Here is a 25,405-nt window from a genome sequence, read left to right as displayed (position 1 = left end):
GGGCCCGCTATCATACCCGCCTTCTGACGATGCCCCCGTAGCTCATCTGGATAGAGCGATCCCCTCCTAAGGGATAGGTAGCAGGTTCGAGTCCTGCCGGGGGTACCATCATTTTCCCCGCCCCACATCGCGTTCTATATATGGAACATACAGTTCAAAAGTTCCGCCTATCCTCGCTCACAATTATCAATTAGATTTACCCCAGTGGCGTACTTTCATTGTAAAGGCGGAAAATGATTCTTTGGTGACGTCCGCCACACTCCTTTTTGCTGCCCTGTTTTTTTTCAATTGAAGGCATCGCAGCCCTGCTGGTTATTGGGGTCGCTATTCGAAACCAGCAGGCTTATTCACCTGTCGCAAGAGGAACCCAACGTGCAATTTGAACACGTAATCCAGGTTAATGACCTCACCGACCAATCAATCGCCAATCTGACCAGAAAACAGTTGTGGGACGGGCTCGTCTCCCGGGCAACCGCTCCCGAACATTACGTCATTGGACTGGGCGAGTATGAACTGGACTGGCAGGACGATAAGCGGCTCAAGCGCAGCCTTGAATTGCCAGGATTAATGGTCGAAGACCTGGTTACGTTTCAAGAAGAAGAGTCCGTGCATTACGAGATCCTTCCAACGGCCAACGTACCGGGCGGCAACCTGACCATGACGATCGAAGAGCCGGAACCGGAATCGCTGTTCGTACGCTTCAGTTACTGCGCTCGCTATGTTGATAATTTAGGTGAGGAGCTGCCCTATGACCTGTTTGTCCAGCAGGCTTACGTTGCGGCGGACATCGACACGATTCAAATTATTCGAAATCGTGCGAAAGAAAACGGCACACCCCCCCAGTAATTCGCCGGCTATACTCCACTAAAGCGATTGCGGAATGAAGCTATGAGCAATGAAGCGGAAAACGCCACACCCAGCGTGCATTACAATTCCGGTAGATCGATCATTATCCGACACACCGTCCGCCCACACCTCAGGGACCGCTACGAAACCTGGCTCAGACAGATTATCTCTGCCGCAGCTGAATTTCCCGGTCATCAGGGCGTTCATGTAGTCCGGCCTCCAGAAGGCAATGACACCTTTGAGATCGCAGTGCGCTTTTCAACCAATGAGGAAGCCGAGGCCTGGCTGAGCTCGGATATCCGCAAGGAACTGATATCCGACATCGCCTCCGCACTGGCTTCCGACGAGCAGGTTGAAATCAAAAGCGGCATCGACTTTTGGTTTACCCCACCAGCTTCGAAAGCCAAGCAACCCACACGATGGAAACAATGGCTCATCACAACTTCGGTGATATGGCCCCTTACCATGATCGTGCCAGTGGTGTATCAGCCTGTGTTTGAAAGAATTCCAGAGCTTGCAGTCTGGGGCGTTCGGCATGGGATAGTCGCCGCCACCATTGTTGCTCTTGTGGTGTACTTGATCATGCCTCGAGTGGTTCGCCTCGTTGCGGGCTGGTTATTTCGCTAAATCTGACAGTGTTGAGACTATGCGTATTCGTAACCGGATTTTCTGGCCAGGTCGTCAACTGGCAAAAGCTCTCCTGATCTTATGGTCTTGGGAAGCTTCAGCAGACTCGCCGAATGGCACCTGGTTTTTGTCAGTCGACAACGACAGCTTCGCCCAAACGGATGACCACTACACCAACGGCCTGCAGATAGGATGGGTATCAGGCTATCTGGAAAAGTATGAAGAGGGTCCCGTTCCTGGTTTTGTTGCGACGGGTTTGGGATCTCTACCGTTGATCAACAAACAAGGCCGCCAAAGATTCATTAGCCACAGCCTCTCCCATCGAATTTTCACCCCTAACGATACAGAAACCACCGAAGCGGTTGAAAATGATGTGCCATACAGTGGGATGCTGTTTGCCTCCCTCACGGCTGGCGCCCAGGACGCAAAAAACATGGACGCTTTTACGTTTTACTATGGTTTTGCTGGTCCGAGTGCACGTGGCGAAGAAGTGCAGAATGAATTCCATCGCCTGATTGGCGTAGATCAAGTCAATGGTTGGGATCACCAGATTCACGACGAAATCCTGTTAAACGTTGCCTATGAACATCGTCGACGTTTGTGGAGTTTTGGCAGCAATCAAGGCTGGGGCGGTGACGTTATCGGTCAACTTGGCGGCAGTCTCGGCAACCTGATATCAATGGCTACCGCTGGCATAGGTGCTCGTTTCGGTTGGGGCGTACCCGACGACTATGGCATTCCCCCTCAATTCTTTGGGGAGGAAACCATCGGTTCTCGCCCCTATACCTCCTACGGAACACAATCCGGGGTTTGGCTGTTCACTTTGCTCAACGGCTCTTACATAGCGAATGCAATATTCTGGGACGGCAACACCTTCAAGGACAGCATGTCTGTTGATTACGACCCCGGTATTGCCCGCCTGTACACGGGAATCAATGCTCGCTCAGGCAATTGGAGCGGGAGTTTTGCCATCACCAAAACGACGGTGCCTTGGGAAAACCCTACTGATAGAAAAGTACAAACCTACGGGCGCATAGGGATCACGTATACCTATTAACCAGCAATATCCCAGTGAAACAGGGGGCAAACAATGATTAAAGTCAGAGCGGGTAACGACCGGGGACATGCCAAACACGGTTGGCTGGACTCCCGGCACTCCTTTTCATTCGCAGAATACTATGATCCCGCGTTCATGGGGTTTTCCGACCTTCGAGTCATTAACGATGACTGGGTCGATCCTGGTGCTGGATTTGGCACTCACCCTCATCAAGACATGGAGATCATCACCTATGTTCTTGAGGGAACCGTCGAACACCGGGATACCATGAATACGCATTCGAGAGTGAGCGCCGGCGAGGTACAGATTATGAGCGCAGGCTCGGGTGTGCGACACAGTGAGTACAACGCCTCATCAACCGAGCCCCTGAATTTTCTACAGATATGGATTATTCCCAACCAGCGGGACGCAGAACCTCGATACGGCCAAAAGGATTTTTCTGACAGCGCGGGAATCACACTGCTGATATCTCCCGACGGCGAGGAAGGGTCCCTGCCAATCCGTCAGGATACCCGGGTGTACAAGATTCTGATTAACAGCGAAGCCCTCCCGTTTAAGCCGGCACCCAAGCGTATCTACTACGTTCAGATAGCAAGAGGTGAGCTGTCCTTGAACGGTACGGCTCTCACTGCGGGCGACGGGGCTTATATTGTCGAAGAAGAAAGCTTGACGTTCAGTGCAGACCAGCAAGCCGAAGCACTCTTGTTCGAATTGCGTTCCTTTTAACACCGATCCCCATGACCTGCGGGGTGTCTACCCCGCTCTGCTCAGACTCGAACTTAGCTCACTAATGAACGCCCGGGCAGCTGGCCCCATTCGATCTTTACATAGATAGTTGAGATAGAAGCTTATGGTCCTTCGTGCCCCCTCTTTCAAAGGCAGGCACCGAAGGTGTCCGCTTTCAAGGTCATCTTTAATCGCATGCGATGGCAGCCAGGCAAACCCCAGTCCGGAACTTACTAACGCCACGGACGTACGCATGTTACTGACAGTCCAACATTCTTCCGAGCCTAACCACCCTGAGCTGACATTCTTATAGAGAGCAGAGTCCCTCACTATGATCTGGCGACAAGTCTTCAGATCCTCAAATTCCAATGGCCTCTCCAGCCGAATCAGAGCATGTTTTTCATGTGCAACGGCCATAAATTCGACCTGACATATCTCCTCATGCAGCCCATTGTAAAAAGGGAACGGGGATATAGCGATATCGACTCTGCCTGAGTTTAAAAGTTCGTTTGCACCAGACAGGACGGCGTCATAGATGTCGATCTGCAGTTGTGGGTACACCCTGGAGACGTGATCAAGGGCTGCAAACATGCGATCCTGATAGATGGCCCCATCAATGGCAACCGCTAGTGACGTTTCTATGCCAGAGCTTAGCGAGTCGGCTACTGACTCAATACGATCAACCTCTGTCAACAGTGAGGCGCTCCTTTTGAGCAATAGGCTCCCCTCCTCCGTGAGTACCACTTTTCGCCCATCCAGTTTGAACAGCTTCAGGTTAAGACTTTCTTCCAGCTTGCCAACCGCATGATGGACGGCTGACTGACTCTTGTGAGTTTTCTTTGCCGCTAGCGCAAACCCCCCGCAATCCACAACGGCTTTAAACATCCGCCATTGCTCAAGTGTCGTTTTGGACATTATGTAGCGTTACCTTTTTATTGATATTGATGTGTAGGGGCGGGGTTAGCCCTTTTTTATCCTAGTAAATCGAAAGCTTCGGTCAATTTTTCGAATTTTTATTACATTCATGCACGTTCTATCTTTTATAAGAGCCTGCTCAAATGCAGGAATTCGAAATAAAAAAGTCGCACTAAAAGGAAAACATCCCATGAAAATAAACAACTGCATAGCGCTGGTGTGTGCAACATTGTTCACAATGCTTGCTTCTGGCATGGTGGCTGCCGGGGAACCTGGCAAGGGTATGTTAACACCTGACAACCACTCCCTGATCCTGATTGATCATCAACCACAGATGGCATTCGCAACCCATTCGCACGACATTGTTGAATTACGAAACAACGTAGCGGGACTAGCCAAAGCGGCCAAGGTCTTTGAAGTTCCCACCATTTTAACAACCGTTGCAGAAAAAACATTCGCTGGCCCGATATTCCCTGAAGTTCAGGCAGTTTTCCCTGACCAAAAGCCCATAGACCGAACCACTATGAATACTTGGGAAGACAAGCGCGTCACTGACCTCATTGAAGATTATGATCGCAAAAAGGTAGTTATTGCAGCACTGTGGACTGAAGTCTGTGGTGTCGGCCCGGCACTTTCCGCCATTGACGAAGGCTACGAAGTCTATTTCGTGACCGATGCCTCCGGCGGCGTCAGTAAAGAAGCCCACGACATGGCGGTTCAACGCATGGTTCAGGCCGGCGCACAACCAATCACCTGGCTGCAGTACATGCTGGAACTCCAGCGAGACTGGGCCAGAACCGGTACCTATAAGGCAGTTACCGATATTGCCAAAGAACACGGCGGTGGTTACGGCCTTGGCCTTATCTACGCAGAGGATATGTTTGGCGCAAGTGAAGGCCAATAAATCAATCATCAGGCGGGACCCATGGGTCCCGCTTTAAAGAGGTAGCCGTTATGACCAGGTTTCAGCTTTGCGCCCTCCCTTTGTGTTTTTTAGTCGCAGCCCTTTGCCGTGCTGAGGATACAACCTTAATTGAACAGGGACGAGAACTTGCTCAATACTGCGTTGGCTGTCATGGAATCGACGGGCGGACCGATATTGACTCGCACCCCCGGTTAGCCGGCCAGAACCAGGCCTACTTGGAGTCAGCCCTTAAAGCGTACCGTGACGGAAATCGACGCGGGGACCTTGCCGACATCATGCGGCAAAATGCCAGGGGGCTTTCAGACCAAGAGATCCGGGCGCTGGCAGCTTACTATTCCTCACTGTAGGCAACCTGCTTAGAAATAAAATCATTGCAGTTATAGGGAAACGTTGACTAATCCCGAACAAATAGCCCCGTTGAAGCGCCAAACAGAACATATGCCGTTGTCCGTAGGTTAAGATGTCGATCCAAACACGCCAAACGGAACCCCAAATGGCTCGCTTCAACGAAATCGGCACCGCAACCATTCCCGGCAAGGGAACTCAGCTACGCCTGCTGCAACGCAATGATGAATTCTCCATCAAGATTGCCGGTACCACCGGTGAACTGATGAACAGCCGGATACACGGCTCCGAGGATGCCCTGGCCACGCTTGCCTGTGAGCGTATCAACGGGCAACCAGAGCCCCGCGTGTTGATTGGCGGGCTGGGCATGGGATTTACATTGGCAGCGGCGCTGTCATCGCTGAATGACGATGCCCGGGTAACGGTGGCCGAACTGGTGCCCGAAGTGGAAACCTGGAACCGGGGGCCGCTGGGGGCTGCAGCCGGGTTCCCGTTGAATGACCCGAGGGCCAGCGTTCACGTTGGCGATGTGGCGGAGTTGCTCAGGGATGGCGATGGCGACTGGGATGCCATCCTGCTGGATGTGGACAACGGCCCGGAAGGACTGACCCGTAAGGAAAACAATTGGATCTACTCCCCTGCGGGCATTGCCGCCGCCCAGAAATCCTTGCGTCCGGACGGCATCCTGGCCTATTGGTCCGCGGGCCCCGAGCACGCCTTTACCGAAAGGCTCCGCCGTGCCGGGTTTGCCGTGGAACCGGTTACGGTGCGAGCCTTGCGTCCCGGCAAAGGTGCACGCCACGTGATCTGGCTGGCCTGGTAAAGGTCTCTGTCATTCATGGGCCCGGGGCGCCCGCCACTACAGGCAGCACCCCGGGGCTCATGGCGTTCAGGCCTCGGCAGCCTTGGGTGGCACCTCCCCTGCACTGTCTTCCTCCAGATCCGATTCCGCATCCAGAATCAGAGCCAGCTCTTCATCCGCTGTCTTGGCGACAAGCTTGTTCTTGCCATAGGCAAAGTAATAAACAGCGCCGACCACAAACAACACCAGCGTGTAGTTGAAGGCACGCGGATCAAAAGCGTAGACACCCGTCATGGCGACCAGCGACAGCACCAGTGCCAATGACGAGGTGAAGATGCCACCGGGGGTTTTGTAGGGGCGCGGCAGGTCCGGCCGATTCAGGCGCAGCAGGATGTGGCTGCCGGCCATCAGGGCGTAGGAGATGGTCGCGCCGACCACGGCCATGCCCAGGATCAGATCCCCTTCCCCGGTCAGCGACACCAGGAAGCCGAACACACCGGGCACGATCAACGCCCACTTTGGCGCCTTGCGCTCGCTGGTCAGTGACAGGACCTTGGGCAAGTAGCCTGCGCGGGAGAGTGCAAACACCAGCCGGCTGTAGCCATAAATGATGGAGAAGAAGGAGGCAATCAGCCCCATCAGACCCAGCATGTTGATAAAGGTAGCAAGATTCCCGCTGCCGGTGGCTTTGAGGGCATCCACCAGGGGAACCCCACTTGCACCAATCAGATCAGCACCGGCCGCCCCAGCCAGCAGGAACACCACCAGCGTGGCGGTGAAAAGCAGAAAAATCATCGCACCGATGATGCCCCTGGGCATATCCCGCGCCGGGTCCTTGGATTCTTCCGCTGCCAGGGGAACACCTTCAACGGCCAGAAACAGCCACATACCAAACGGAAGCGCTGCCCAGACCCCGTACCAGCCGAACGGCAGGAACTCGCTGGCGCCGGCGGCATCCGTGGGCGCGATATTGAAGAGGTTGGCGGTATCAAAATCGCCAACAAGGGCCACTGCAGTGGCGATGATAGCCACCACGGCCAGCCCGCTGATCACCATCATCACCTTGAGCGCCTCACCCACGCCGGCAAGGTGAATACCGACGAACACCGCATAGAACAGGGCATAGACCCAGGGCCCGTTGATGCCCAGCAGTTCCTCTACCGCGGCGCCGATGAAGATGACGATGGCCGCGGGCGCCAGGGCGTATTCAATCAAAACCGCCAGCCCGGTCAGGTATCCACCTGCCGGCCCCATGGCGTGCCGGGCAAAGCTATAGCCGCCCCCGGCTACCGGAATCGAGGCCGACATCTCCGCCAGCGACAGCACCAGTGCGAAATACATCACGGCCATCAGCGCCGCGGCAATGGCAAAGCCACCCCAGCCGGCTTCACCGATACCAAAGTTCCAGCCGGCAAAGTCGCCGGAAATGACGTAAGAAACACCCAGCCCCGCCAGCAGTACCCAGCCGGCCGTGCCTTTCTTTAACTGGCGCTTGGCCAGATAATCCTTGTCTACGTTGCTCGTTGTCATCTGCGTTCTCCAGGTAAGTTCATCAGTTATCCGTGAGGAAGTTTTTGTTATTCGCGGTTTTCTCGATCACCACCTCTTCTGTCCGATCCTTGAGACCGACTCCGGAAATCCCGAGCCGTCTTGCTTCACGCATCAGATAGAGGAGGCGTTGGCTGGCATGTTCAAAACTCAAACCCGCAGGCCGCACGTTGGAGATGCAATTGCGGCGCGCGTCGCTTAACCCACTCTCGGGGCCCCAGGTGAGGTAAATCCCCAGGCTGTCGGGAGAGCTGAGACCGGGGCGCTCGCCGATCAGGACAACCACCACGCTGGCTCCCAGGCATTCACCAATCTGGTCACCGATGGCCACCCGCCCCTGCTCAACAATGGTCAGGGGCGCCAGTCGCCAATCCCCTGAGTTGTCCTCAAGATCCCTGAGAAACTGCGTGACCATGGGCACTGCGTTATTCTGGATGGCGGATGACGACAGGCCATCGACAATCACGATGGCGATGTCTGACTCACCCGGATCGCTGGCTCGATGCCCAGCGAGGCACTCCACAGATTCCTGGGACAGGCACCGCCCGAGATCCGGGCGCTGTAGATAGGTCAGTCGATCTTCCGCCTGGCTTTTGAGCCGCAGCGGAGACTTCTCAGGTAATGCCGTTGATGATTCGGCCAGATCGTCCACCAGACGCTCCACATCCAGGGGAAAGTGGACGGCATCCCTCGCCTGGGCGTGGGCCAGCTGGAACTTGAGGAGTTCGTGGGTAGGCAGGCTGACACCGGCTCTGCCGAGACCAATCCTGGCGTCAGTGAACTGGCGCAACACCCGCCAGACATTGCCGGTCACAATCGGCTTGTGCTCACTCATGACCGGCCTCCCGGGTGAGCCCCTTCAATGGCGTCTTGAACAGGTCTGGTAACTGCCTGCTCGGTTCATAGCGGGAGGCACTTTCGAAGATCTGCATTCGAACCAGCCAATCCTCGAATTCGGGGGCCGGCTTCAGGTCCAGGACACGGCGGGCGTAAAGAGCGTCATGGAAGGAGGTGGTCTGGTAATTCAGCATGATGTCGTCGGAGCCGGGAATGCCCATGATGAACGTGCAACCGGCGACCCCCAGCAAGGTCAGCAGGTTGTCCATATCGTTCTGGTCGGCTTCGGCGTGGTTGGTGTAACAGATGTCGCACCCCATGGGCACGCCCAGCAACTTGCCGCAGAAGTGGTCCTCCAGTCCCGCCCGGGTGATTTCCTTGCCGTCAAACAGGTACTCCGGCCCGATAAACCCGACGACGGTGTTGACCAGTAACGGATCGAAACGCCGCGCCACGGCGTAGGCCCTGGCTTCACAGGTCTGCTGGTCAAGACCGTGGTGGGCGTTGGCGGATAGCGAGCTGCCCTGCCCCGTCTCGAAATACATCACGTTGTTGCCGACCGTGCCCCGCTTCAGGGACAGGGCCGCATCCTGGGCCTCCTGCAACGTCGCCAGATTGAACCCGAAGCTGCTGTTGGTGGCCTCCGTGCCGCCGATGGACTGGAACACCAGGTCCACGGGTGCGCCCTGCTCAATGGCCTCCAGGGTGTTGGTAACGTGAGTGAGCACACAGGACTGGGTGGGAATGTCGTATTTCTGGATAACATCATCCATCAGGCCCATCAGCTTGATGGCCTGGCTGACGTTGTCCGTGGCCGGGTTGATGCCGATCACCGCATCGCCGTTGCCATAGAGCAGGCCGTCCAGCAGGCTTGCGGCAATGCCCGACACGTTGTCGGTCGGGTGGTTCGGCTGGAGGCGGGTTGAGAGATGGCCAGGCAGGCCGATGGTGTTGCGGAACGCCGTTGTCACCTGGCATTTCTTGGCCACCAGGATGAGATCCTGGTTCCGCATCAGCTTGCTGACGGCCGCCACCATTTCCGGCGTCAGGCCGCTGCGGAGCCGTTCCAGCGCTTCTGGCGTGGCCTGGTCGCTCAGCAACCAGTTGCGAAAATCCCCAACGGTGAGATGGGCAACCGGAGCAAACGCAGCTGAATCGTGAGAGTCCAGTATCAGGCGCGTCACCTCATCCTGTTCATAGGGCACCAGCGCCTCGGAAAGAAACGCCAGCAACGGCAACTCGGCCAGGCGCATCTGGGCAACAACGCGCTCCTCAGCCGACTCTGCAATAACCCCGGCGAGCCGGTCACCGGAGCGTGCCGGCGTGGCCTTGGCCATCAGGTCAGCCAGATTCCTGAAATGCCAGGTCCGCGTGCCCAATGTGTACGTGTACTTGTAACCCATGTGCTTTTTCGCCCCTTAACAGTGTTCCCCCGGAACAATCACTCAATCCGGGGGAACGGATATTGCTGTCCATTCCACTGTAATCCTCCTGTCACAACTGAGTTATCGAAAAATGGCAAACCTCGATGGGCACGGAAGTCGTATGGAATTAGGCGCTAAGTCCTGTTGGCAGAATCCGGAAAGCGGGTCCAAGCTGGAACAAAACGACTCTTTCGGAGTTCCCATGAACCAACAACAAGAAAAAAAGGCACCAAAGAGGTGCACTTCGGTCGCGGATGATGCCAATGAGCACGCCGGCAACCTGACCAACTGGCATCAGCAATACGATCAGGTGGGAAGTGGCCGGTTCTATGGCCGGATCGACGAGCTGCACCTGGATGGCATCCAGCTCTTCATCGAACACACCAGCCATGCCGTGAGACAGCAATGCATGGTGTGGCCGGAATCCATCTGGTTCGGCATTCCGAGCAGGAACGAGGACGTTCGCATCAACGGCCAGCAGGCCGATCACACAGACATCCTGTGCCGCCCGGGAAGCCGGCATTTTGAGCTGGTAACGCCTGACAGCTTCGACATGCTCAGCCTGGTGGTCCACCAACGGGAGCTGGAGCAGCAATCGGAATCCCAGGGCATCGAACTCAAGGTGCTGGATACCTCAAGCTATCCAAGACTGAAGCTGCCAGCCCAGACCCTTCGGAATATTCAGTATTTGTTGCGGAGGATTGTCCGCACCGATTCCAGCCGGCTGGACGGACAAATCCACCACGATCTGCTGATCATGGCGGTGCTGGAATTGCTCGCTGTGGAGAAGCCCAACCGCACGGTGGCGCCAAGCTACGCCCACCGGAAAGCGGTGGTGGAAAAAATAAAGGCCTATGTGAATACCGTCGACGATTTGCCCGTCACCATGACAAAGCTCTGTGAAGTGGGATGCGTCAGCCGGCGCACGCTTCAATACAGCTTTGAAAGCATACTCGGCATAAGCCCGCTCCAGTTTCTGAGGATCAGCAGGCTGAACCGGGTCCGGCGCATGTTGCGGGAGGAAGGCGCTCAGTCCGTATCAGATATTGCGGCGTTCAATGGTTTCTACCATCACAGCCAGTTTTCTGCTGACTACAAGCAGTTGTTTGGGGAGTGTCCGTCTGAGACGTTGGGGCGGTGTTCGGGGGAGGTTGCTTAGAAGAGGCAGCGGGCGGTAGGTACCTTCTCCACCCGCTGCCAGGTTACTTGTTAGAAAATCAGCTCATCACAAGTGTTATAGAATACCTGTTCACTACTATTGATCTCGACCACGGCCACATCATCTGGCCCACCAGTGCCTGTCATATCGTCGCCGTAGCGGATCTCGGCAAATGTTCCGCCGTCTCCACCCAGTTTGATAATGCCATTTCCCGGGCAACTTTCACCGGAAGCCACAACAACGGACTTTTCTGTAGAGATATCAATGTAGCCATCAATCGCCGACCCGATGAGCTTGGACGCGAGCGAGACAACCACACCTGAGCTATCGACCTGCAACTCCGTCAGCGCATTAGCGATGGCAAAGTAATTGTCTCCGATGATGAACTCCAGCGCGTCAGTCTGATAGGTTTCAGTCCGCTCGTCGCCATTGTCAACGATCTCCCACTCATCCAGTCCCTTGGCGACAATGGCGTCCCCATCCGCAACCACGGTCCCGGTTATATTAAACACCTGAAAACCGGCATTGCCGTTGCTCATGACTTCGTTGACATAGGCGTAATCACCGTTCAGGACGATACGGTCAAACGTCGGTGTGTTCAGATCGCAGTTGTTAAAACGCCAGCGCTCGTCGTCACTCACATCGTCGCTGTTTACCGTGATGACAACCTGTCCGCCATTTTCACAGTCGTAGGTCAGTTCATTGTCCGAGATACTGGGTGGCGATGAGGTTACCGCTGTATCCACCTCTTCAATCAGGCGGTAAGCGTTTTCAGCGTCGTCGTACAGTACGAGAATTGCATTAGTGTCTGCCTCTCCGCTGATGGTCACTTGCCGTTCTGCATAACCATCGGGATCGACAGAAATATCAGCGTCGGAAGGGCGTTGGGTTTCGGTGCGGTCGCCGCTACTGCTACTCCCGCCTCCGCCACCACCGCAAGCGGTTAAACCCCATGCGCATACGATTGCCAGAATTCCGGCAGTTGTTGTTTTGACCACAGCAAGTACTCCCTTTTGTACCGGCCGGCGCGAACAGATGAACAATCTCGGTTCACCTGACATCCTTTCGCGTCTTCCTGAACTCACTCATAAACCAGTGGGCCGAAGCGACCCCCGGTTACATAATCGATACACCTGTAAGTGAGAGTAGTCTATGCAACAAATTTCCGGCAGTATTTTGCAAGATTTGACGATTGTTTAATCGGCGGTTTTCAACGCTTCAAGATCCCTGGGCGCCACGCCGAGGTCCTGCCAGTTTTCCGGGTGGCAGGTAAACAGCAGCACCTGATGCCGGCTGGCGGCGTCAAACAGGATGCGCTTCATCTGGTCCAGGCGCTGGCGATCGCTGTGCACCAGGGTGTCGTCGAGGATGATCAGGGTTGGTCGGCCGGCTTCTCGCAGCAGATCCGCGTAGGCCAGGCGGCTGATCAGCCCCATCTGTTCCCGGGCGCCGAAGCTCAGTTCAAGGACATCCCCGGTTTCCTGGCCCTGTTGGCCGGTGCGGGTTAACTGGCCGGGCATCAGGTTATCGTCCACGTCCAGGTTGGCCTTGGGGAACAGCACGCCCAGATAGTGGTTCAGATGTTTTTGCAGCGGCGCCTGGAGGCGGCGGGTCAGCGCCTGGCGCTTTTCCTGCAGGAGCGCGAGCAGCAATTTCAGGGCTTCCGCGCGCCGATGCAACTCAGAGTAGCGGCGAACCACATGCTCCAGCCGCGCCGCCAGTTCCTCTCTTTGCTCCTCCAGCCCTTCGGCGCCCTGGCTTTCCAGTTTGCTTTCAAGGCTGGTCAGCTCCAGGGCTTCCTGCTGGTGGCTGCGTTCCAATTGTTCGGCGCTGGCTTTGAAGCGAGCCATGTCCTGTTGCAACAACTCCGGGCGCGCTTCGTCAATCTGCTCCTGCCGTTTGCTGACGGACTGTTGCAGGCGCGTTTCCCGCTCCCCGGTTTCGGCAATCTGCGTCTGGAGGGATTGCTCGGCCGCCTGGCGTTCCGGGTTGTCCAGTTCATCTTTCAGTTGTTGCCATTCGGCTTGTGCATTCTCCAGCGCCTGGGTGGCGGCGAACAGTTGCTTACTGTGTTCCTGAAGGTTGCCATCCGCCTCCCGCAATTGCTGTTCCGCCAGTTCCAGTGCCGCTTCCGCACTGGTCAGGGACACCGGTTCCCCCGGAATATCCGACAGCGTTTTCTGCTCCGACTGCAGTTGTTCCAGCCGTCTGGCGAGTTCCTGTTGCTGCCCCTCCAATACGTCCACACCCTGGGGCGCAATGGATGCCAGCAAAGCCTCCAGGCGCTGGATGGTTTCCTTGCGTTGCGCCTGCCGCTCAGCCAGTGTTCCCGCCTGTTCGGGGGAGTCCACTTTCATGGATTTCAGTTGGCTGTCGTAACTTTCCTGTAGCCGCTCCAACTGGCGCTGAACCCTGGCGAGGTCGTCACCGCCGGGCGTAATCGTCAGCTCGCCGATACCGGGTAATGCCAGGGTCGTGGCTTCCAGCAGCAGTGCATCGCCCTCTCCCCGAACGGATTCCCCGTTCAGTGTTACCGACTGGCCTTCTTCCAGGGCGTAATGCAGGCGGGTGGCGATGGCCTGTGATCGAACCCGCTCCTGCTCCAGTTGGCGCTGGGTTTTTCTGAGGGTTTCCAGCGCTTCCAGATCAAGAGGGTTGGCTTGTTGCTGGTTGCGGGTTTCCTGAAGCTCGGCCTGATGGGCGCGGGCCTTCTCCAGGTTTTGACCAAGCGCTTCCAGTTGCTGCTGCAACTGTTTGATATCGTTGTCCAGACGGTTGCGCTGTTCCTGCTCCTTCGCCACCCGCACCTGTTCACGCGCCTTGTCGTAAGCCTGCCTGGCCTGCTTCTGAGCAACCGTCACCGGTTCTTCCCTGGTCTTCAGGGTATTCACGGTCTCTTTGCAGTGTGCCAGCGTCTGCTCCCGTTCCGTCAGCTTGCGGGCGGCCATTTGCGATTGCTGGTGTTGCTGGCGCAACAGCTGGAGATTCTGCCGGCAGTCATCCAGCGCCTGCTGTTCCCGCTTCTGCTCCTGTTGCCACTGTTCGATTTCCCGGAAACGGTTCTCCGCCTTCTGATAGTTCTGGCGGGCGGCTTCCCAGGGACGCTCCTGCTCATTGCGCTGATAACGCTGGCGCAGCTCTCCCAGCCGGTCAACCATGGATTGATAGTGCGCCACCCGCTCGTCGAGGGCTTCCAGTTCGGCGGCCAGTTCGCTTTGTTCCTCGCCCAGGCGGGCATAATCACCCCGGGGCTTACCGGTGGCTGTCAGCAATTCAGCGCGCTGGGCCTGCACCTGCTGGATGACATCGTCCCCGCCGCTGCTGGCCACTTCGCCCAGCAGACTGTTGAGGGCTGATTTCAGGTGATCACCGGCATAGGCAACGGCTTCGTGAACATTCTGGCCGCTGCCCTGCTCGACCCATAACAGACCCGGGATTCCCCAATGCTTATCCTGGCTGGTGCCACGGGAGGCGAATTGAAAGCCCAACAGGTCCGCCAGCTTGTCCTCCGCCTCTTCTCCGGAGTAACTCTCGCCGGCTACCTGGAGGTCGCAGCGTTTCTGCTGCAGGAACCGCTTCCTGAGCTGCCACTGAACGGCCTGGCATTCAAAGTCCAGCTCCACGGACGGCGCTGCCGATGAATCACCCCAGGGTCTGAGATCATCCACACTGCTGGACCGGTGGCGTTCAAAGAAGGCGGCACGAATGGCCCGCACCAGGGTACTCTTGCCGGACTCATTGGGGCCATGAATAAGATTAAGGCCCGGCCCAAGTTCACCCAGTTCCAGGGGTTGCCGGAACTGTCGCAACTGTTCAATGCGAAGACGCTGCAGTTTCATGGCTGGCCCTCCCCGGCGCTTTCGGACACCGGTTCGATGCGGTCCCGCAGCAGGCTGGTCAGAATCGCCAGCGCGTCCCGCGATGCGGCGGCCTTATCGTCATCGGCACTTTCCTGTTGCTCTCTCAGGTCACCAATCACCTCGCCCAGATAGCCATCGGCATTGAGTTCGGCAATATCTTCATCCGTGGGCTGGAGGGCCAGTTGGCTGCGATCGCACTGCACGCTTCGATGCCGGGCTTCAGCGACGGAAAGGGCGTGGAGAAGTTTCTGCTCGCCGGCCAGGTCCACTTCGCCGGACAGCCGTATATCGACCACCGCCGGTGCCGGCAGGTCTTCCAGCCTCTGCAGCAGTTCATCCAGATCCGTGGCCACACTGAGATGTTCCCGCCACTGCACCCACTCAAACTGACCAATGCGATGGCGGGTGACTTCCGGTTCCGCTCCCGGGCCGGTGATATCCACGACGAGCGCCACGCCAGCCTCATTGTTACGGAAACGCTCCGGTTCCGGAGTACCGCTGTACCAGGTGCGGGCATTGATCTGTTTCACGCCGTGCCAGTCACCCAGGGCAAAATAATCCAGGTTTGCCTGCGCGGTCCGGTCGACGGCGATCGGGTTGGCCGAATCGATATCGTCCGCCAGCAGGCCCTGAACGCTGCCATGGGCCAGCCCGACGCGCAGCAGTTCCGGGGGCGTTTCCAGATGATCAAAGTTCTCGGTGAGGTCACTGTGGGTATGGCGCTGGGTCAGGGGGGCGGCCAGAACGGCCAGCCCCTGCTCCTTCAGCTCAACAACGCCGGGCTCCAGGGCCAGATGGACATTATCCGGCACTGCGTTGAGGCGGCGGGCACGGGTCCATACACTTTCCGCCAGGGCGGCATCGTGGTTACCGGGCAGCATCACCCAGGGGCCGGTAAAACCAGACATGGCATTGAACACCCGGCGAATGGTCCGATCCGCCACGGTCTGGGCATCAAACACATCCCCCGCTACCAGAACCGCATCGCATTGCTCATCGCTGGCCAGCCGGGCCAGCCGTTCAATGGCGGTAAACCGGGCTTCCGCCAGCGCGACCGCGTCGTCGTTATCAAATCGGCTGTAGTAGCGGCCCATCTGCCAGTCTGCGGTGTGAAGAAAACGGGGCATGACATTCCTTTTCAGCGGATCAACGAATCTGGCTGCTAACTCTACGTTCAATCGGCGGCTTAGTGAACCGTTCGGTAGCTAGCACAAGATGACTCGATTGGCCCGATTTGTGCAGAAACCCGATCCATACGTTCGAATTCTGTCACAGGCCAGCCGTGACGATGGGAGGAAGACAGCCGTGTCGCTGCTTACATCACTGATCAAAGCCAGCACCCAATTCCAGACCGCCATGGAAAAGCGCCCTGCGGCAACCGGTGACCAGCACCCGGGCAAGGCCGCTGGCGCGGCAGCTGCAGAGCAGCCGGCATCGCCCACCGATGACCGGTTTACCCGCTCCGCTCCGGAAAACCCGGACCTGGCAGCGCTGAAATCGAGGAAGCTGTCGGTCACCGATTACAAGCAAACTGTGGGGCAGGACCTTGCCTTTGTGCGGGAAACCCTGCGGCACAAACTTGCCGAATACGGAATGCATCCGGCAACGGCCATTAACGTCACAAGGGACGACAGCGGAAACGTTCAGGTTGACGGAAAACTGCCGGAGGCAAAACGCGGTCAGATTGAGCAGGACTTAAACCACAACAAGGGGTTTCGTGAAGCCTTCAACCGCCTGAGCGTGAACGAACCCACCCTGCACTTCGTGGACAACGCGCTCAAGCTTAACAAGGCTTACGGGGTCAACAACTCCCTGCTGGATACGATGGTCAGCGATAACCAGCAGTTCAACGGCCTGCAGGACCTGGTACACCGTTACGACACCCTACGTAAATCCGTCGGCGCGGAGCAGGTGGAGGCCGCCGGCCACCGCAAACATTACGCTTTCAGTTTCAATACCCGCGCCTGACGCGGCTCCGGATACAAGTAAGGCCGGTATTCCGGCCTTACTTTCTTTGAGCAAATCAAATCTGGAATGGCGCCGGATCCCCTTTCCCGGTCCGGGTAACTTCAGGCACGTCATCGGTCATGTTCACCACCGTTGTCGCCTCAAAGCCACAGAACCCGCCGTCGATAATCAGATCCAGCTCATGCTCGAGGGTTTCGCGGATCTCGTAGGGGTCCGTCATGGGGTCGGTTTCGCCCGGCAGGATCAGGGTGCTGCTCATGATCGGCTCACCCAGCTCTCCCAGCAACGCCTGCACAATGGGATTATCCGGCACCCTCAACCCGATGGTGCGACGCTTTGGGTGCAACAATCTGCGCGGCACTTCGCTGGTGGCATCCAGAATGAAGGTGTAGGGGCCCGGCGTGAAGGTCTTGAGCAACCGATACTGGGTATTGCCCACCTTGGCATACACACCGATGTCCGACAGATCCCGGCACATCAGGGTGAAATTGTGCTTGTCATCCAGCTTGCGAATCCGCTTGATCCGGTCCGCCGCCTGCTTGTCTCCGAGATGACAGCCAATGGCATAGGCCGAATCCGTGGGGTAGACGATTACCCCGCCATTGCGAAGGATATCCACCGCCTGCTTGACCAGCCGCTTCTGCGGCGTTTCCGGGTGAATCTGGAAAAACTGGCTCATTGACTCGCTCCTGACTTCATGGCCGGATCCTTTTTGGAACCGCCCATACAATTTGGTGACTCCGGCGCCGATTGACCGGAATCCACCCACTCCTGGGGAGAGTATAGATGCAAGGCCAGCGCATGAACCTCACCCGCCAGTTCATCCGCCAATACCTTGTAGATTGCCTGGTGCCTTTTTACCTTCATCTGCCCATCAAAATCCGCAGACACCAGGGTAACCTTGAAGTGGGTTTCGGAGTTCGGCGGCACACTGTGCTTGTGGCTTTCGTTTTCCACCTGCAGGTGGTTTACCGCAAAAGCCCGTGACAGTTTTTCCTCGATCGCGTTCTGAATCTTCATAACCGTTGTAACTCCTTAACTTTCCATAACTGCAGCATACTACACAGGGCAAGAACCTTGACACACCCATGCCAAAAGGCCATCTTCCCCTCCCAATCCGAACGCACCCGAAACCATGCATCTGTACATCGCCGAAAAACCCAGTCTGGGCCGCGCCATTGCAGCCTCCCTGCCCGCTCCGCACCAGAAAGGTCCGGGCTGGATTCGCTGTGGCCAGGGCGACAATGCGGTCACCGTCAGCTGGTGCATCGGTCACCTGCTGGAACCGGCGGAGCCGGCACAGTACGACCCACGCTGGAAGAAGTGGCGGCAGGAAGACCTGCCCCTGGTGCCGGAGCGCTGGGAAGTTACCCCGAAAGACAGCGTTCGCCAGCAGCTCAACGTGCTGGAATCCCTGATTCGCCAGGCAGACACCATCGTCCACGCCGGCGACCCCGACCGCGAAGGCCAGTTGCTGGTCGACGAAGTGATCCGCTATTTCGGCGCTACCTGCCCGGTCCAGCGGATACTGATCAACGACCTGACACCCGCAGCCGTTGCCAAAGCCATCCAGACACCAAAAGACAATCGCGACTATCGCCGGCTGTCGCACTCGGCCCTGGCCAGGCAACGGGCCGACTGGCTGTACGGTATCAACCTGACCCGCTATTACACCCTCAGCTACCAACAGCAGGGCCAGCAGGGTGTCTATTCGGTGGGCCGGGTACAAACGCCGGTACTCGGGCTGGTGGTGGAACGCGACAACACCATTGAGAGTTTTGAGCCCAAGCCCTACTACCGGATTGAAGCAACGTGCCACGGGCTGGAACCGGACAGCGATCCGGCATCGTTCACTGCCCGCTGGCTGGCGGATGAGGCGTTTCGTGAACACCTGGATGAAGAAGACAGGTTGCTGGACAAGGCCACGGCCGAACAAATTGCCGCGGCTGTGGAAGGCCGCCCCGGTCGCGTTACCGAATCTCGCTTCCGCGACCGCAACGAGGCGCCCCCGCTCCCGCTGTCACTCTCCGCCCTGCAGATTGAAGCCGGCCGGTTGTTCCGCATGGGCGCCAAGGACGTACTGGATACCGCCCAGAACCTGTACGAGCGACACCAGCTGATTACCTACCCCCGGTCCGATTGCCGCTACCTGCCAGAAGGGCATTACGGGCAGCGGGAAAGCGTAGTACGCGCGATCGGCAAGGTGTCACCCGAACTGACCCCGGCCTGTGAACAGGCAGACCTTTCCCGGCGCACCGCCGCCTGGAATGACAAGCAGGTCGACGCCCACCACGCCATCATTCCGACCAGCCGATCAGCCTCCAACGGCAAACTGACCGCGGCGGAAGAAAAAATCTACGGTCTGATCAGTCGCTACTACCTGATGCAGTTCAGCGCCGACGCTGTCCACCGGGAAGGCCGTTTGACCGTTACCATTGGCGAACATCGTTTCCGCGCCACGGAAACCGCGGTGCTGACCCCCGGCTGGAAAGCCCTGGAGATCCGTCTCCGGGAAGGTCGGAAGGAGCCGCAGAAAGCACCGCTGCCACGGCTGGAGAAAGACGAGCCGATACTGTGCGATCAAACCAGCATCCGGGAACGGAAAACCCAGCCGCCCCAGCACTTCACGGACGCCACGCTGCTGTCCGCGATGACCAATATCGCCCGCTTTGTCACCGATGCAGAGTTGCGCAAGACCCTGCGTGAAACCGACGGCCTCGGCACGGAGGCGACCCGCGCGGCGATCATCGACACCCTGTTCAAGCGCGACTACCTGTACCGCGACAGTCGCCACATCAAAGCCACGGGCAAGGGCAAAGCGCTGATTGGCTCGCTACCGGAAACCGTCAGCAAACCGGATATGACTGCGGTCTGGGAAGCTGCGCTGGAAACGATTCGGCGCGGAGAAGGCGATCCGAGAAAATTCCTGGAGGGTCTGAAAGAGCAGATTCGGGGCTTCGTCAACGCCCCCATGGGCACACCGGGAGAACCAGGGACAGATCAGCCAGCCTCTCCCCACTGCCCTAAATGCCGCACGCCCATGCGTGAACGGGACGGCAAGTTCGGCCGGTTCTGGGCCTGCACCCGTTTCCCGGATTGCAACGGAACGCGCCCGCTGGAAGACGAGGCGCCTACCGACGGCACCAGCCAGAAACCCGTACCCTGCCCCCACTGCTTTTCACCGCTGGTTCGGCGCAAGGGTAAAAAAGGCTGGTTTTGGGGCTGCAGTAATTTTCCCGCCTGCCGACAAACAGTTGATGACGACAATGGAACACCGGCTATTCGTTTACGCAATACTACATAACGACACTGAAGGCCAGCCGATGTTCTGTGATAATGGCCCGAAAATCAAACAGTCTCAGGAGACGCTTGATGCGCATCGCTCTGCTTGAAGATGAACATGAACAGGCACAGCACATTCAGTCCATTCTCTCAGAGCGCGGGCATCACTGTGACAGCTTCCCCTCCGGCCAGTCTTTTCTGAGCGCGGTACTGCATCGTAGCTACGATCTGCTCATTCTCGATTGGCAGATCCCTGACATGACCGGCATTGACGTGCTTGAAAATGTACGTGCCCAGTTAAACTGGCCTATACCCGTGGTGTTCCTGACCCAGAGAGACAGCGAGGCGGACATTGTTCGTGCACTGGATGCCGGCGCGGATGACTACCTCTCCAAGCCAGCCCGTGAAGCAGAGCTGGTAGCCCGCATCAACGCCCTGGCCCGCCGTACCCATCCGGACAATGAAAAAGAAGTGCTTCGGTACGGCCCGTTCGAGATCAATACCCAGCAGCGTTCCATCCTCCTGCATGGTGAACTACTGACCCTCACCGACAAGGACTTTGACCTGACCCTGTTCCTGTTCCAGAACCAGGGACGGCTGCTGACCCGGGAAATGCTGCTGGAACGTGTCTGGGGCCTGACCCGGGACATCAACACCCGCACCGTGGATACCCACATGAGCCGGCTGCGCCGGCGGCTGGGCCTGAATCCGGAGAACGGTTTCCGGATCAAAACCATTTACCAGCGCGGCTACAGGCTTGAAGCCATGACCGCAAGCGCAACCGACGACCCGATCCCGACAACGGACCAGGCCTGATATGACACACCGCGTTGCCCGCTTTTGGGTTCTGCACAAGATTCTTCCAGCACTGGCGATCATGGCACTGGCCATGCCCCTGCAGGCCGAGCTGTCCATAACCCGTGGCTCTCATACACTTGCGGGCCCTAGCCAGCAAACCGCCACCACGCCTGAGTGGCAATACACCCTGCGCCCTGGGGAAAGCTTCAGCGAAGTTGCGAAGGCCCTGCTGTCGAAAACAGTCCGGGCCCAGCGCCTGCTGCAGTACAACAACATCAGCAATGCGGCGGCTCTTGGCGAAGGGGATACCCTGCGCATTCCGCTGGCCTGGCTACAGCGTCAGCCGGACCCCGCCCGGGTTACCTCGGTATCCGGCCAGGTACAGCATATCTCCGGCAATACCGGCAGGAAGCATTCCCTGACCGCTGACACGCTGGTGCGGGTGGGCGATGAAATCCTGTCCGGCTCCGGCAGCGCCACCGTTGAACTGGCCGACGGCTCCCAGGTACGGATCTCACCAGAGTCCCGGCTGATCTTTAACCGTCTGACCCAGTACGGAAAGTCCGGGATGGTGGATACCCGGCTACGACTTGATCACGGAGAGGTGCACACTCAGGTCAAGCCCGTGATTGAGGGCGGCGCACGGTTTGAAATCGAAACCCCATCGGCCGTGGCGGCGGTGCGCGGTACCGTATTTTCCATGCAGTCAGGCCCCGGCACCACCAGCCTTCAGGTCACTGAAGGGGAAGTGAACTTCGGTCCCCCGGGCAAGACCCGGAACATTCCGGCCGGCTACAGTGCAAGTGTTTCCACCGCGGCCAACGGCAGCCTCAGCATTCACCGGCTGCCACCAGCGCCCACGCTGAATCCGCTGCCGTCCCAGATCAACCAATTGCCAACGGAACTAAGCTGGCAACCCAGTGGTGCGCCCGCTCACCGACTCGATATTTTTGAAGCGGAAACCGGACGCTGGGTCGAAAGCCGCAGGATTGATGGCAATCAGTACAACCTCAACCTGCTGGACAACGGCACCTACGAAGTTCACCTGGCCGCGCTGAACAATCGCGGCACTCCTGGCATGCCTGGCGTTCTGGAAGTGGAAATCGACCTGAAAGCCAGTGCGGCCGAGCTGCTGTCACCGGAGGCAGGCGCTACCGTTAACGACGATATGCCGGAGTTCCGCTGGGAGCTGAAAGGCACCAATGAGGTCGCCCGTATCGAGATTGCCGAAGACAACGCCTTCCGCAATCTGGTGGCGACCAGCGAATGGGCGCCGGACAGCCAGGCGCTTCCCTCCAGACCGCTGACGCCCGGCACCTATTACTGGCGCGTGGTCAGTGAGGCTGGCGGCAATTCGGTGGCCACCAGTGAGCCCCGGGAGTTTACCGTCAACGGAACGTTACCTCCGGTGCGGATTATCAGCGTAAACTACGTTGACAGCCAGGTTCGCGTATTCTGGGAGAAGGTCGATACCGCGTCCGATTACCGCCTTCAGCTCTCGGAAGAGCCCGGTTTTTCCAATATCATCAAGGAAGCAACGTTGTCGGAAACCACGGCAGCCTTGCGCCTGATTCCCGGAAGGCGGTATTTTGTGCGTCTTAAAGCTCTTTCTGACGGCCCGCTGGCAAGCCGCTGGGGACCGGGGAGGGAATTGTATTTGGAATAATCCATCGCACTCTTACATCTGACAGCAGGGCTCATGACACGGGATTGGCTGCCAATAAAAACAACGCCCCTGACCCTGGGCCTGCTATTGTTTGCCATACTGCTACTCCTGCAGGCAACCGCACTACCACAGCGCCTCGACTACTGGCTCTACGACGCCCAGATCACCACCCATCCCGCACCGCTGGACGATGACGTAGTTGTCATTGCCATTGATGAAATCAGCCTCGACCGGCTGGGCCGCTGGCCCTGGTCCCGGGATACCCATGCCCGGCTCATCGAAAAGCTCGACAAGGCCGGAGCCGAGACCATTGTGTTCGACATCCTGTTCCCGGAACCCTCTGGCGAGGACCCGGAACTGGCCGCCGCCATGGAGCAGCATGGCAAGGTGGTGCTGCCGCTTTATCTGTCGCCGCCCTCACGCAATTACCTGATCAGTGAACAGTTGCCTACCAGTGATCTGGCGGCTGCCGCCTCCGCCCTTGGCCACGCCCACGTGGAACTGGACAAAGACGGCCTGGCAAGGGGGCTGTACCTGCTCAACGGTCTTGGCGATCATCTTTGGCCCAGCCTGGCGCTGGCCGCTTCGGAACACCAGGAAGGCGCCTACAAAACCACTGGGGATGATAGCCATCCCGCCTTCATGAACGTGCGCCAACATTACCGCGCTATCCCCATGGCCGGCGGCGCTGGCACGCTGCCAACCTATTCCTACGTACAGGTGCTGTCCGCGCCGCCGGCTCCCGGACTGTTTGAAGGCAAAACCGTGTTTGTCGGCGCCACGGCTCCCGGCTTTGGCGACATCCTGCCAACCCCGTTCTCTGGTCTCAATCGCCCCATGCCCGGGGTGGAGTTCCATGCCAACAGTTACTCGGCGCTGGTCAACGGGGAGCTGATCAAGCCCCTGCCGACCACTCTGTCCCTGGCCATCGCAGTCAGCACTATTGCGATGCTGGCACTGCTCCTGCCCAGAATGCGCCCGACAAGAACATTATGCCTGTGCATTGCCGTCATAGCCGCACTCATCATCGGGCATATGGGGCTGCTTCTCGGAGCAAGGCTGTGGCTGCCCATTTCCCACGCGGTTCTGATGCCCTTATTTGCCTTCCCCGTCTCCAGCGCCCTGCGACTGGCGATGACCAACCGCTTCCTCAACCGGCAACTGGACGATCTGGCCCGGGGCCCGCAGGTGGCCCTGCCAGAACCCTCACGGCGACACCCCACCCAGTTACTGGAGCATTTTCAGGCGCTGCTGCAACCGCAAGGCTGGTGGCTGTCAGAGGGCAAAGAGGTCCACTCCGCCCGGCAGCTGACGGAAAGCGACATCCCCCCTCTGGAACAGGGACGCTGGATTCACACCGACAACCAGAGCTGGATCAGCCTCCGGCGCAGTGGCAGGGACTACACCCTCGGCCTGTTGCTGCCCAACGACCTCAGCCGGGAAGCCATACAGCGCTATCTGCGCAGACTCACCCTGGACTCGGAAGGCAAGGGCCTGAAGCCGGAGAAACCGAGGGAAAACATATCGGCGCGAATCGAGCGGGTCAGGCTTGCAACGGACCGCATGAACAACATCCAGCAGTTTATCCGCCGCAGCTTCGAGCGGATGCCCGACGGCATCATTGTGACCGACGAGCTCGGCGTGATCCGATTCGCCAACGGCCATATTGAGGAGTGGTTCCAGGAGCCCATGCCAAGCCTGAGCGGGCTTCCCCTCGCCCGGCTGCTGGAAGGACATGATCCGCGGGAAACCCCACCCTGGCACGAAACCGTCTCGGAAACCCTCACAATGAACCAGAGTCGCACGGTCGACCTGCACATCAGGAACAAGGATTTCCTGATCCATTTTGCCCCTTTTGCGCTGCCCGAAAGCCAGCAGAATGGCATCATCGCCAACATTTCAGACATTTCCGAGTTACGGGAACAGCAACGACAACACCGCGAGGCCATCGACTTCATCTCCCACGACGTCAGATCACCCCTGGTTTCACAACTGGCGCTCATCGAACAACTGAAACGCAACCCGGGGCACATTGAACCGGCGCAGCTTGAGCAATTGGGCCGGTTGGCACGCCGCAGCTATCACCTGGCGGAAGAGTTTGTGCAACTGGCGCGGGCCGAGCAGCTCACCGAAACCCGCTTCTACGAATGCGAATTCCTGGCTATTGTCGAGAACGCCCGGGACAGCGTCAGCGAGCAGGCTGCGGAAAAAGGCATCCAGTTAATATTACAGGGAACCGAAGATCTCTGGCTGAGGGGCAATGCCGAGCTCCTGGAGCGGGCCGTGATCAACCTGCTGACCAATGCGGTTCAGTACAGCCCCAGAGGCTCTACAGTCAACATTCAGGTTTTCCTTGCCGGTCACCAGGCGTGCCTGACAGTGAGCGATGAGGGCAGCGGTATCGCCCCGGAAGAGCTGCCACACCTGTTTGACCGCTATCGCCGGCAAAAAAGCAGCGAACTGTCCGGAAATCACGGCACCGGGCTTGGGCTGTCTTTCGTCAATGTGGTGGTGGAAAAGCATCGGGGGGAAATCGCGGTATTCTCGGAAGTCGGGGAAGGCTCGGCGTTCACACTCAAATTGCCGGTAGCCAATCCCCTTGAACATTCCTGAGACTTCA

Annotated in this window: 22 protein-coding genes and 1 tRNA gene; 14 read left to right on the top strand and 9 right to left on the bottom strand. The window is 57.9% G+C overall.

Translation table 11 applies throughout. The features are described 5' to 3' along the window. The first annotated feature begins 31 nt into the window (after nucleotides 1-31). The 5 genes from ACQUWM_RS08155 to ACQUWM_RS08135 all read left to right on the top strand — a co-directional run bounded on the left by ACQUWM_RS08155 (nucleotide 32) and on the right by ACQUWM_RS08135 (nucleotide 3,256). Nucleotides 32-108 (top strand) — tRNA-Arg (locus ACQUWM_RS08155). A gap of 264 nt (nucleotides 109-372) precedes the next feature. Next, complete coding sequence (locus ACQUWM_RS08150) at nucleotides 373-846, top strand: AtaL-like protein (protein ID WP_428921793.1); 474 nt, start codon at nucleotides 373-375, stop codon at nucleotides 844-846. A 42-nt stretch (nucleotides 847-888) separates the two neighbouring features. Beyond that, on the top strand, nucleotides 889-1,473 hold the full coding sequence (locus ACQUWM_RS08145; protein WP_428921792.1) for an antibiotic biosynthesis monooxygenase: 585 nt from the start codon (nucleotides 889-891) through the stop codon (nucleotides 1,471-1,473). A gap of 19 nt (nucleotides 1,474-1,492) precedes the next feature. After that, nucleotides 1,493-2,530 (top strand): lipid A deacylase LpxR family protein, encoded by a 1,038-nt coding sequence (locus tag ACQUWM_RS08140; protein WP_428921791.1) that lies wholly within the window; start codon nucleotides 1,493-1,495, stop codon nucleotides 2,528-2,530. Nucleotides 2,531-2,563: 33 nt separating this feature from the next. Next, a complete protein-coding gene (locus ACQUWM_RS08135) occupies nucleotides 2,564-3,256 on the top strand; it encodes a pirin family protein (protein WP_428921790.1) in 693 nt (230 codons plus the stop codon). Between the two features lie 27 nt (nucleotides 3,257-3,283). Here ACQUWM_RS08135 and ACQUWM_RS08130 read toward each other — a convergent pair whose 3' ends face one another. Next, nucleotides 3,284-4,171, bottom strand: coding sequence for a LysR family transcriptional regulator (locus ACQUWM_RS08130; RefSeq protein ID WP_428921789.1), 888 nt, complete (start codon nucleotides 4,169-4,171; stop codon nucleotides 3,284-3,286). A gap of 253 nt (nucleotides 4,172-4,424) precedes the next feature. Between ACQUWM_RS08130 and ACQUWM_RS08125 the strand changes: the two genes are divergently transcribed. The 3 genes from ACQUWM_RS08125 (at nucleotide 4,425) to ACQUWM_RS08115 (ending at nucleotide 6,264) form a co-directional block, all read left to right on the top strand. After that, nucleotides 4,425-5,075, top strand: coding sequence for a hydrolase (locus ACQUWM_RS08125; protein ID WP_428921818.1), 651 nt, complete (start codon nucleotides 4,425-4,427; stop codon nucleotides 5,073-5,075). A gap of 50 nt (nucleotides 5,076-5,125) precedes the next feature. Continuing rightward, nucleotides 5,126-5,443: a c-type cytochrome gene (locus tag ACQUWM_RS08120; protein ID WP_428921788.1), complete on the top strand. Its 318-nt coding sequence runs from the start codon at nucleotides 5,126-5,128 to the stop codon at nucleotides 5,441-5,443. A 146-nt stretch (nucleotides 5,444-5,589) separates the two neighbouring features. Beyond that, nucleotides 5,590-6,264 (top strand): spermidine synthase, encoded by a 675-nt coding sequence (locus ACQUWM_RS08115; protein WP_407002376.1) that lies wholly within the window; start codon nucleotides 5,590-5,592, stop codon nucleotides 6,262-6,264. Between the two features lie 66 nt (nucleotides 6,265-6,330). On the opposite strand, the gene eat is transcribed toward ACQUWM_RS08115, so the two are convergent. From eat to ACQUWM_RS08100, 3 genes are read right to left on the bottom strand one after another with little or no spacing between them, the layout of a single operon-like run. Next, complete coding sequence (eat, locus tag ACQUWM_RS08110; protein WP_428921787.1) at nucleotides 6,331-7,773, bottom strand: ethanolamine permease; 1,443 nt, start codon at nucleotides 7,771-7,773, stop codon at nucleotides 6,331-6,333. Between the two features lie 22 nt (nucleotides 7,774-7,795). After that, entirely contained in the window at nucleotides 7,796-8,626 is an 831-nt protein-coding gene (eutC, locus tag ACQUWM_RS08105; protein ID WP_428921786.1) for an ethanolamine ammonia-lyase subunit EutC, read from the bottom strand. Beyond that, nucleotides 8,619-10,031, bottom strand: coding sequence for an ethanolamine ammonia-lyase subunit EutB (locus ACQUWM_RS08100; RefSeq protein ID WP_428921785.1), 1,413 nt, complete (start codon nucleotides 10,029-10,031; stop codon nucleotides 8,619-8,621). The genes eutC and ACQUWM_RS08100 overlap by 8 nt, the downstream gene beginning before the upstream one ends. A gap of 223 nt (nucleotides 10,032-10,254) precedes the next feature. On the opposite strand from ACQUWM_RS08100, the gene ACQUWM_RS08095 reads away from it, so the two are divergent. Further along, nucleotides 10,255-11,211 (top strand): helix-turn-helix domain-containing protein, encoded by a 957-nt coding sequence (locus ACQUWM_RS08095; RefSeq protein WP_428921784.1) that lies wholly within the window; start codon nucleotides 10,255-10,257, stop codon nucleotides 11,209-11,211. Between the two features lie 50 nt (nucleotides 11,212-11,261). Here the strand turns inward: ACQUWM_RS08095 and ACQUWM_RS08090 are convergent, their stop codons facing one another. The 3 genes from ACQUWM_RS08090 to ACQUWM_RS08080 form a co-directional block, all read right to left on the bottom strand. Continuing rightward, nucleotides 11,262-12,272 carry a hypothetical protein gene (locus ACQUWM_RS08090; RefSeq protein ID WP_428921783.1) on the bottom strand — a complete coding sequence of 337 codons (1,011 nt, stop codon included), beginning with the start codon at nucleotides 12,270-12,272 and terminating at the stop codon, nucleotides 11,262-11,264. A gap of 135 nt (nucleotides 12,273-12,407) precedes the next feature. Further along, nucleotides 12,408-15,050 carry an AAA family ATPase gene (locus ACQUWM_RS08085; protein WP_428921782.1) on the bottom strand — a complete coding sequence of 881 codons (2,643 nt, stop codon included), beginning with the start codon at nucleotides 15,048-15,050 and terminating at the stop codon, nucleotides 12,408-12,410. Continuing rightward, a complete protein-coding gene (locus ACQUWM_RS08080) occupies nucleotides 15,047-16,198 on the bottom strand; it encodes a metallophosphoesterase family protein (RefSeq protein WP_428921781.1) in 1,152 nt (383 codons plus the stop codon). The genes ACQUWM_RS08085 and ACQUWM_RS08080 overlap by 4 nt, the downstream gene beginning before the upstream one ends. 178 nt (nucleotides 16,199-16,376) lie before the next feature. Here ACQUWM_RS08080 and ACQUWM_RS08075 point away from each other — a divergent pair, with 178 nt between their 5' ends. Continuing rightward, the gene (locus ACQUWM_RS08075; RefSeq protein WP_407002368.1) at nucleotides 16,377-17,039 is read left to right on the top strand and encodes a hypothetical protein; all 663 of its coding nucleotides are present in this window, start codon (nucleotides 16,377-16,379) and stop codon (nucleotides 17,037-17,039) included. A gap of 55 nt (nucleotides 17,040-17,094) precedes the next feature. On the opposite strand, the gene ACQUWM_RS08070 is transcribed toward ACQUWM_RS08075, so the two are convergent. Both ACQUWM_RS08070 and ACQUWM_RS08065 read right to left on the bottom strand, forming a co-directional pair. Then, nucleotides 17,095-17,718, bottom strand: coding sequence for an L-threonylcarbamoyladenylate synthase (locus tag ACQUWM_RS08070; protein ID WP_428921780.1), 624 nt, complete (start codon nucleotides 17,716-17,718; stop codon nucleotides 17,095-17,097). Continuing rightward, the gene (locus ACQUWM_RS08065) at nucleotides 17,715-18,059 is read right to left on the bottom strand and encodes a BolA family protein (RefSeq protein ID WP_407002366.1); all 345 of its coding nucleotides are present in this window, start codon (nucleotides 18,057-18,059) and stop codon (nucleotides 17,715-17,717) included. The genes ACQUWM_RS08070 and ACQUWM_RS08065 overlap by 4 nt, the downstream gene beginning before the upstream one ends. A 115-nt stretch (nucleotides 18,060-18,174) precedes the next feature. Between ACQUWM_RS08065 and ACQUWM_RS08060 the strand changes: the two genes are divergently transcribed. The 4 genes from ACQUWM_RS08060 (at nucleotide 18,175) to ACQUWM_RS08045 (ending at nucleotide 25,398) form a co-directional block, all read left to right on the top strand. Next, nucleotides 18,175-20,343, top strand: a complete 2,169-nt coding sequence (locus ACQUWM_RS08060) for a DNA topoisomerase III (protein ID WP_428921779.1) — start codon at nucleotides 18,175-18,177, stop codon at nucleotides 20,341-20,343. A 68-nt stretch (nucleotides 20,344-20,411) separates the two neighbouring features. Next, complete coding sequence (locus ACQUWM_RS08055) at nucleotides 20,412-21,137, top strand: response regulator transcription factor (RefSeq protein ID WP_407002364.1); 726 nt, start codon at nucleotides 20,412-20,414, stop codon at nucleotides 21,135-21,137. Nucleotides 21,138-21,210: 73 nt separating this feature from the next. After that, the gene (locus tag ACQUWM_RS08050; protein ID WP_428921817.1) at nucleotides 21,211-22,785 is read left to right on the top strand and encodes a FecR domain-containing protein; all 1,575 of its coding nucleotides are present in this window, start codon (nucleotides 21,211-21,213) and stop codon (nucleotides 22,783-22,785) included. Between the two features lie 33 nt (nucleotides 22,786-22,818). Continuing rightward, nucleotides 22,819-25,398 (top strand): CHASE2 domain-containing protein, encoded by a 2,580-nt coding sequence (locus ACQUWM_RS08045; RefSeq protein ID WP_428921778.1) that lies wholly within the window; start codon nucleotides 22,819-22,821, stop codon nucleotides 25,396-25,398. Nucleotides 25,399-25,405 lie beyond the last annotated feature (7 nt).

The organism is Marinobacter sp. DUT-3 (assembly GCF_050379435.1).
Taxonomy (GTDB): Bacteria; Pseudomonadota; Gammaproteobacteria; order Pseudomonadales; family Oleiphilaceae; genus Marinobacter.
The sequence above is the reverse complement of the archived record's forward strand: the minus strand, read 5'-3'. Positions and strand labels throughout refer to the sequence as shown.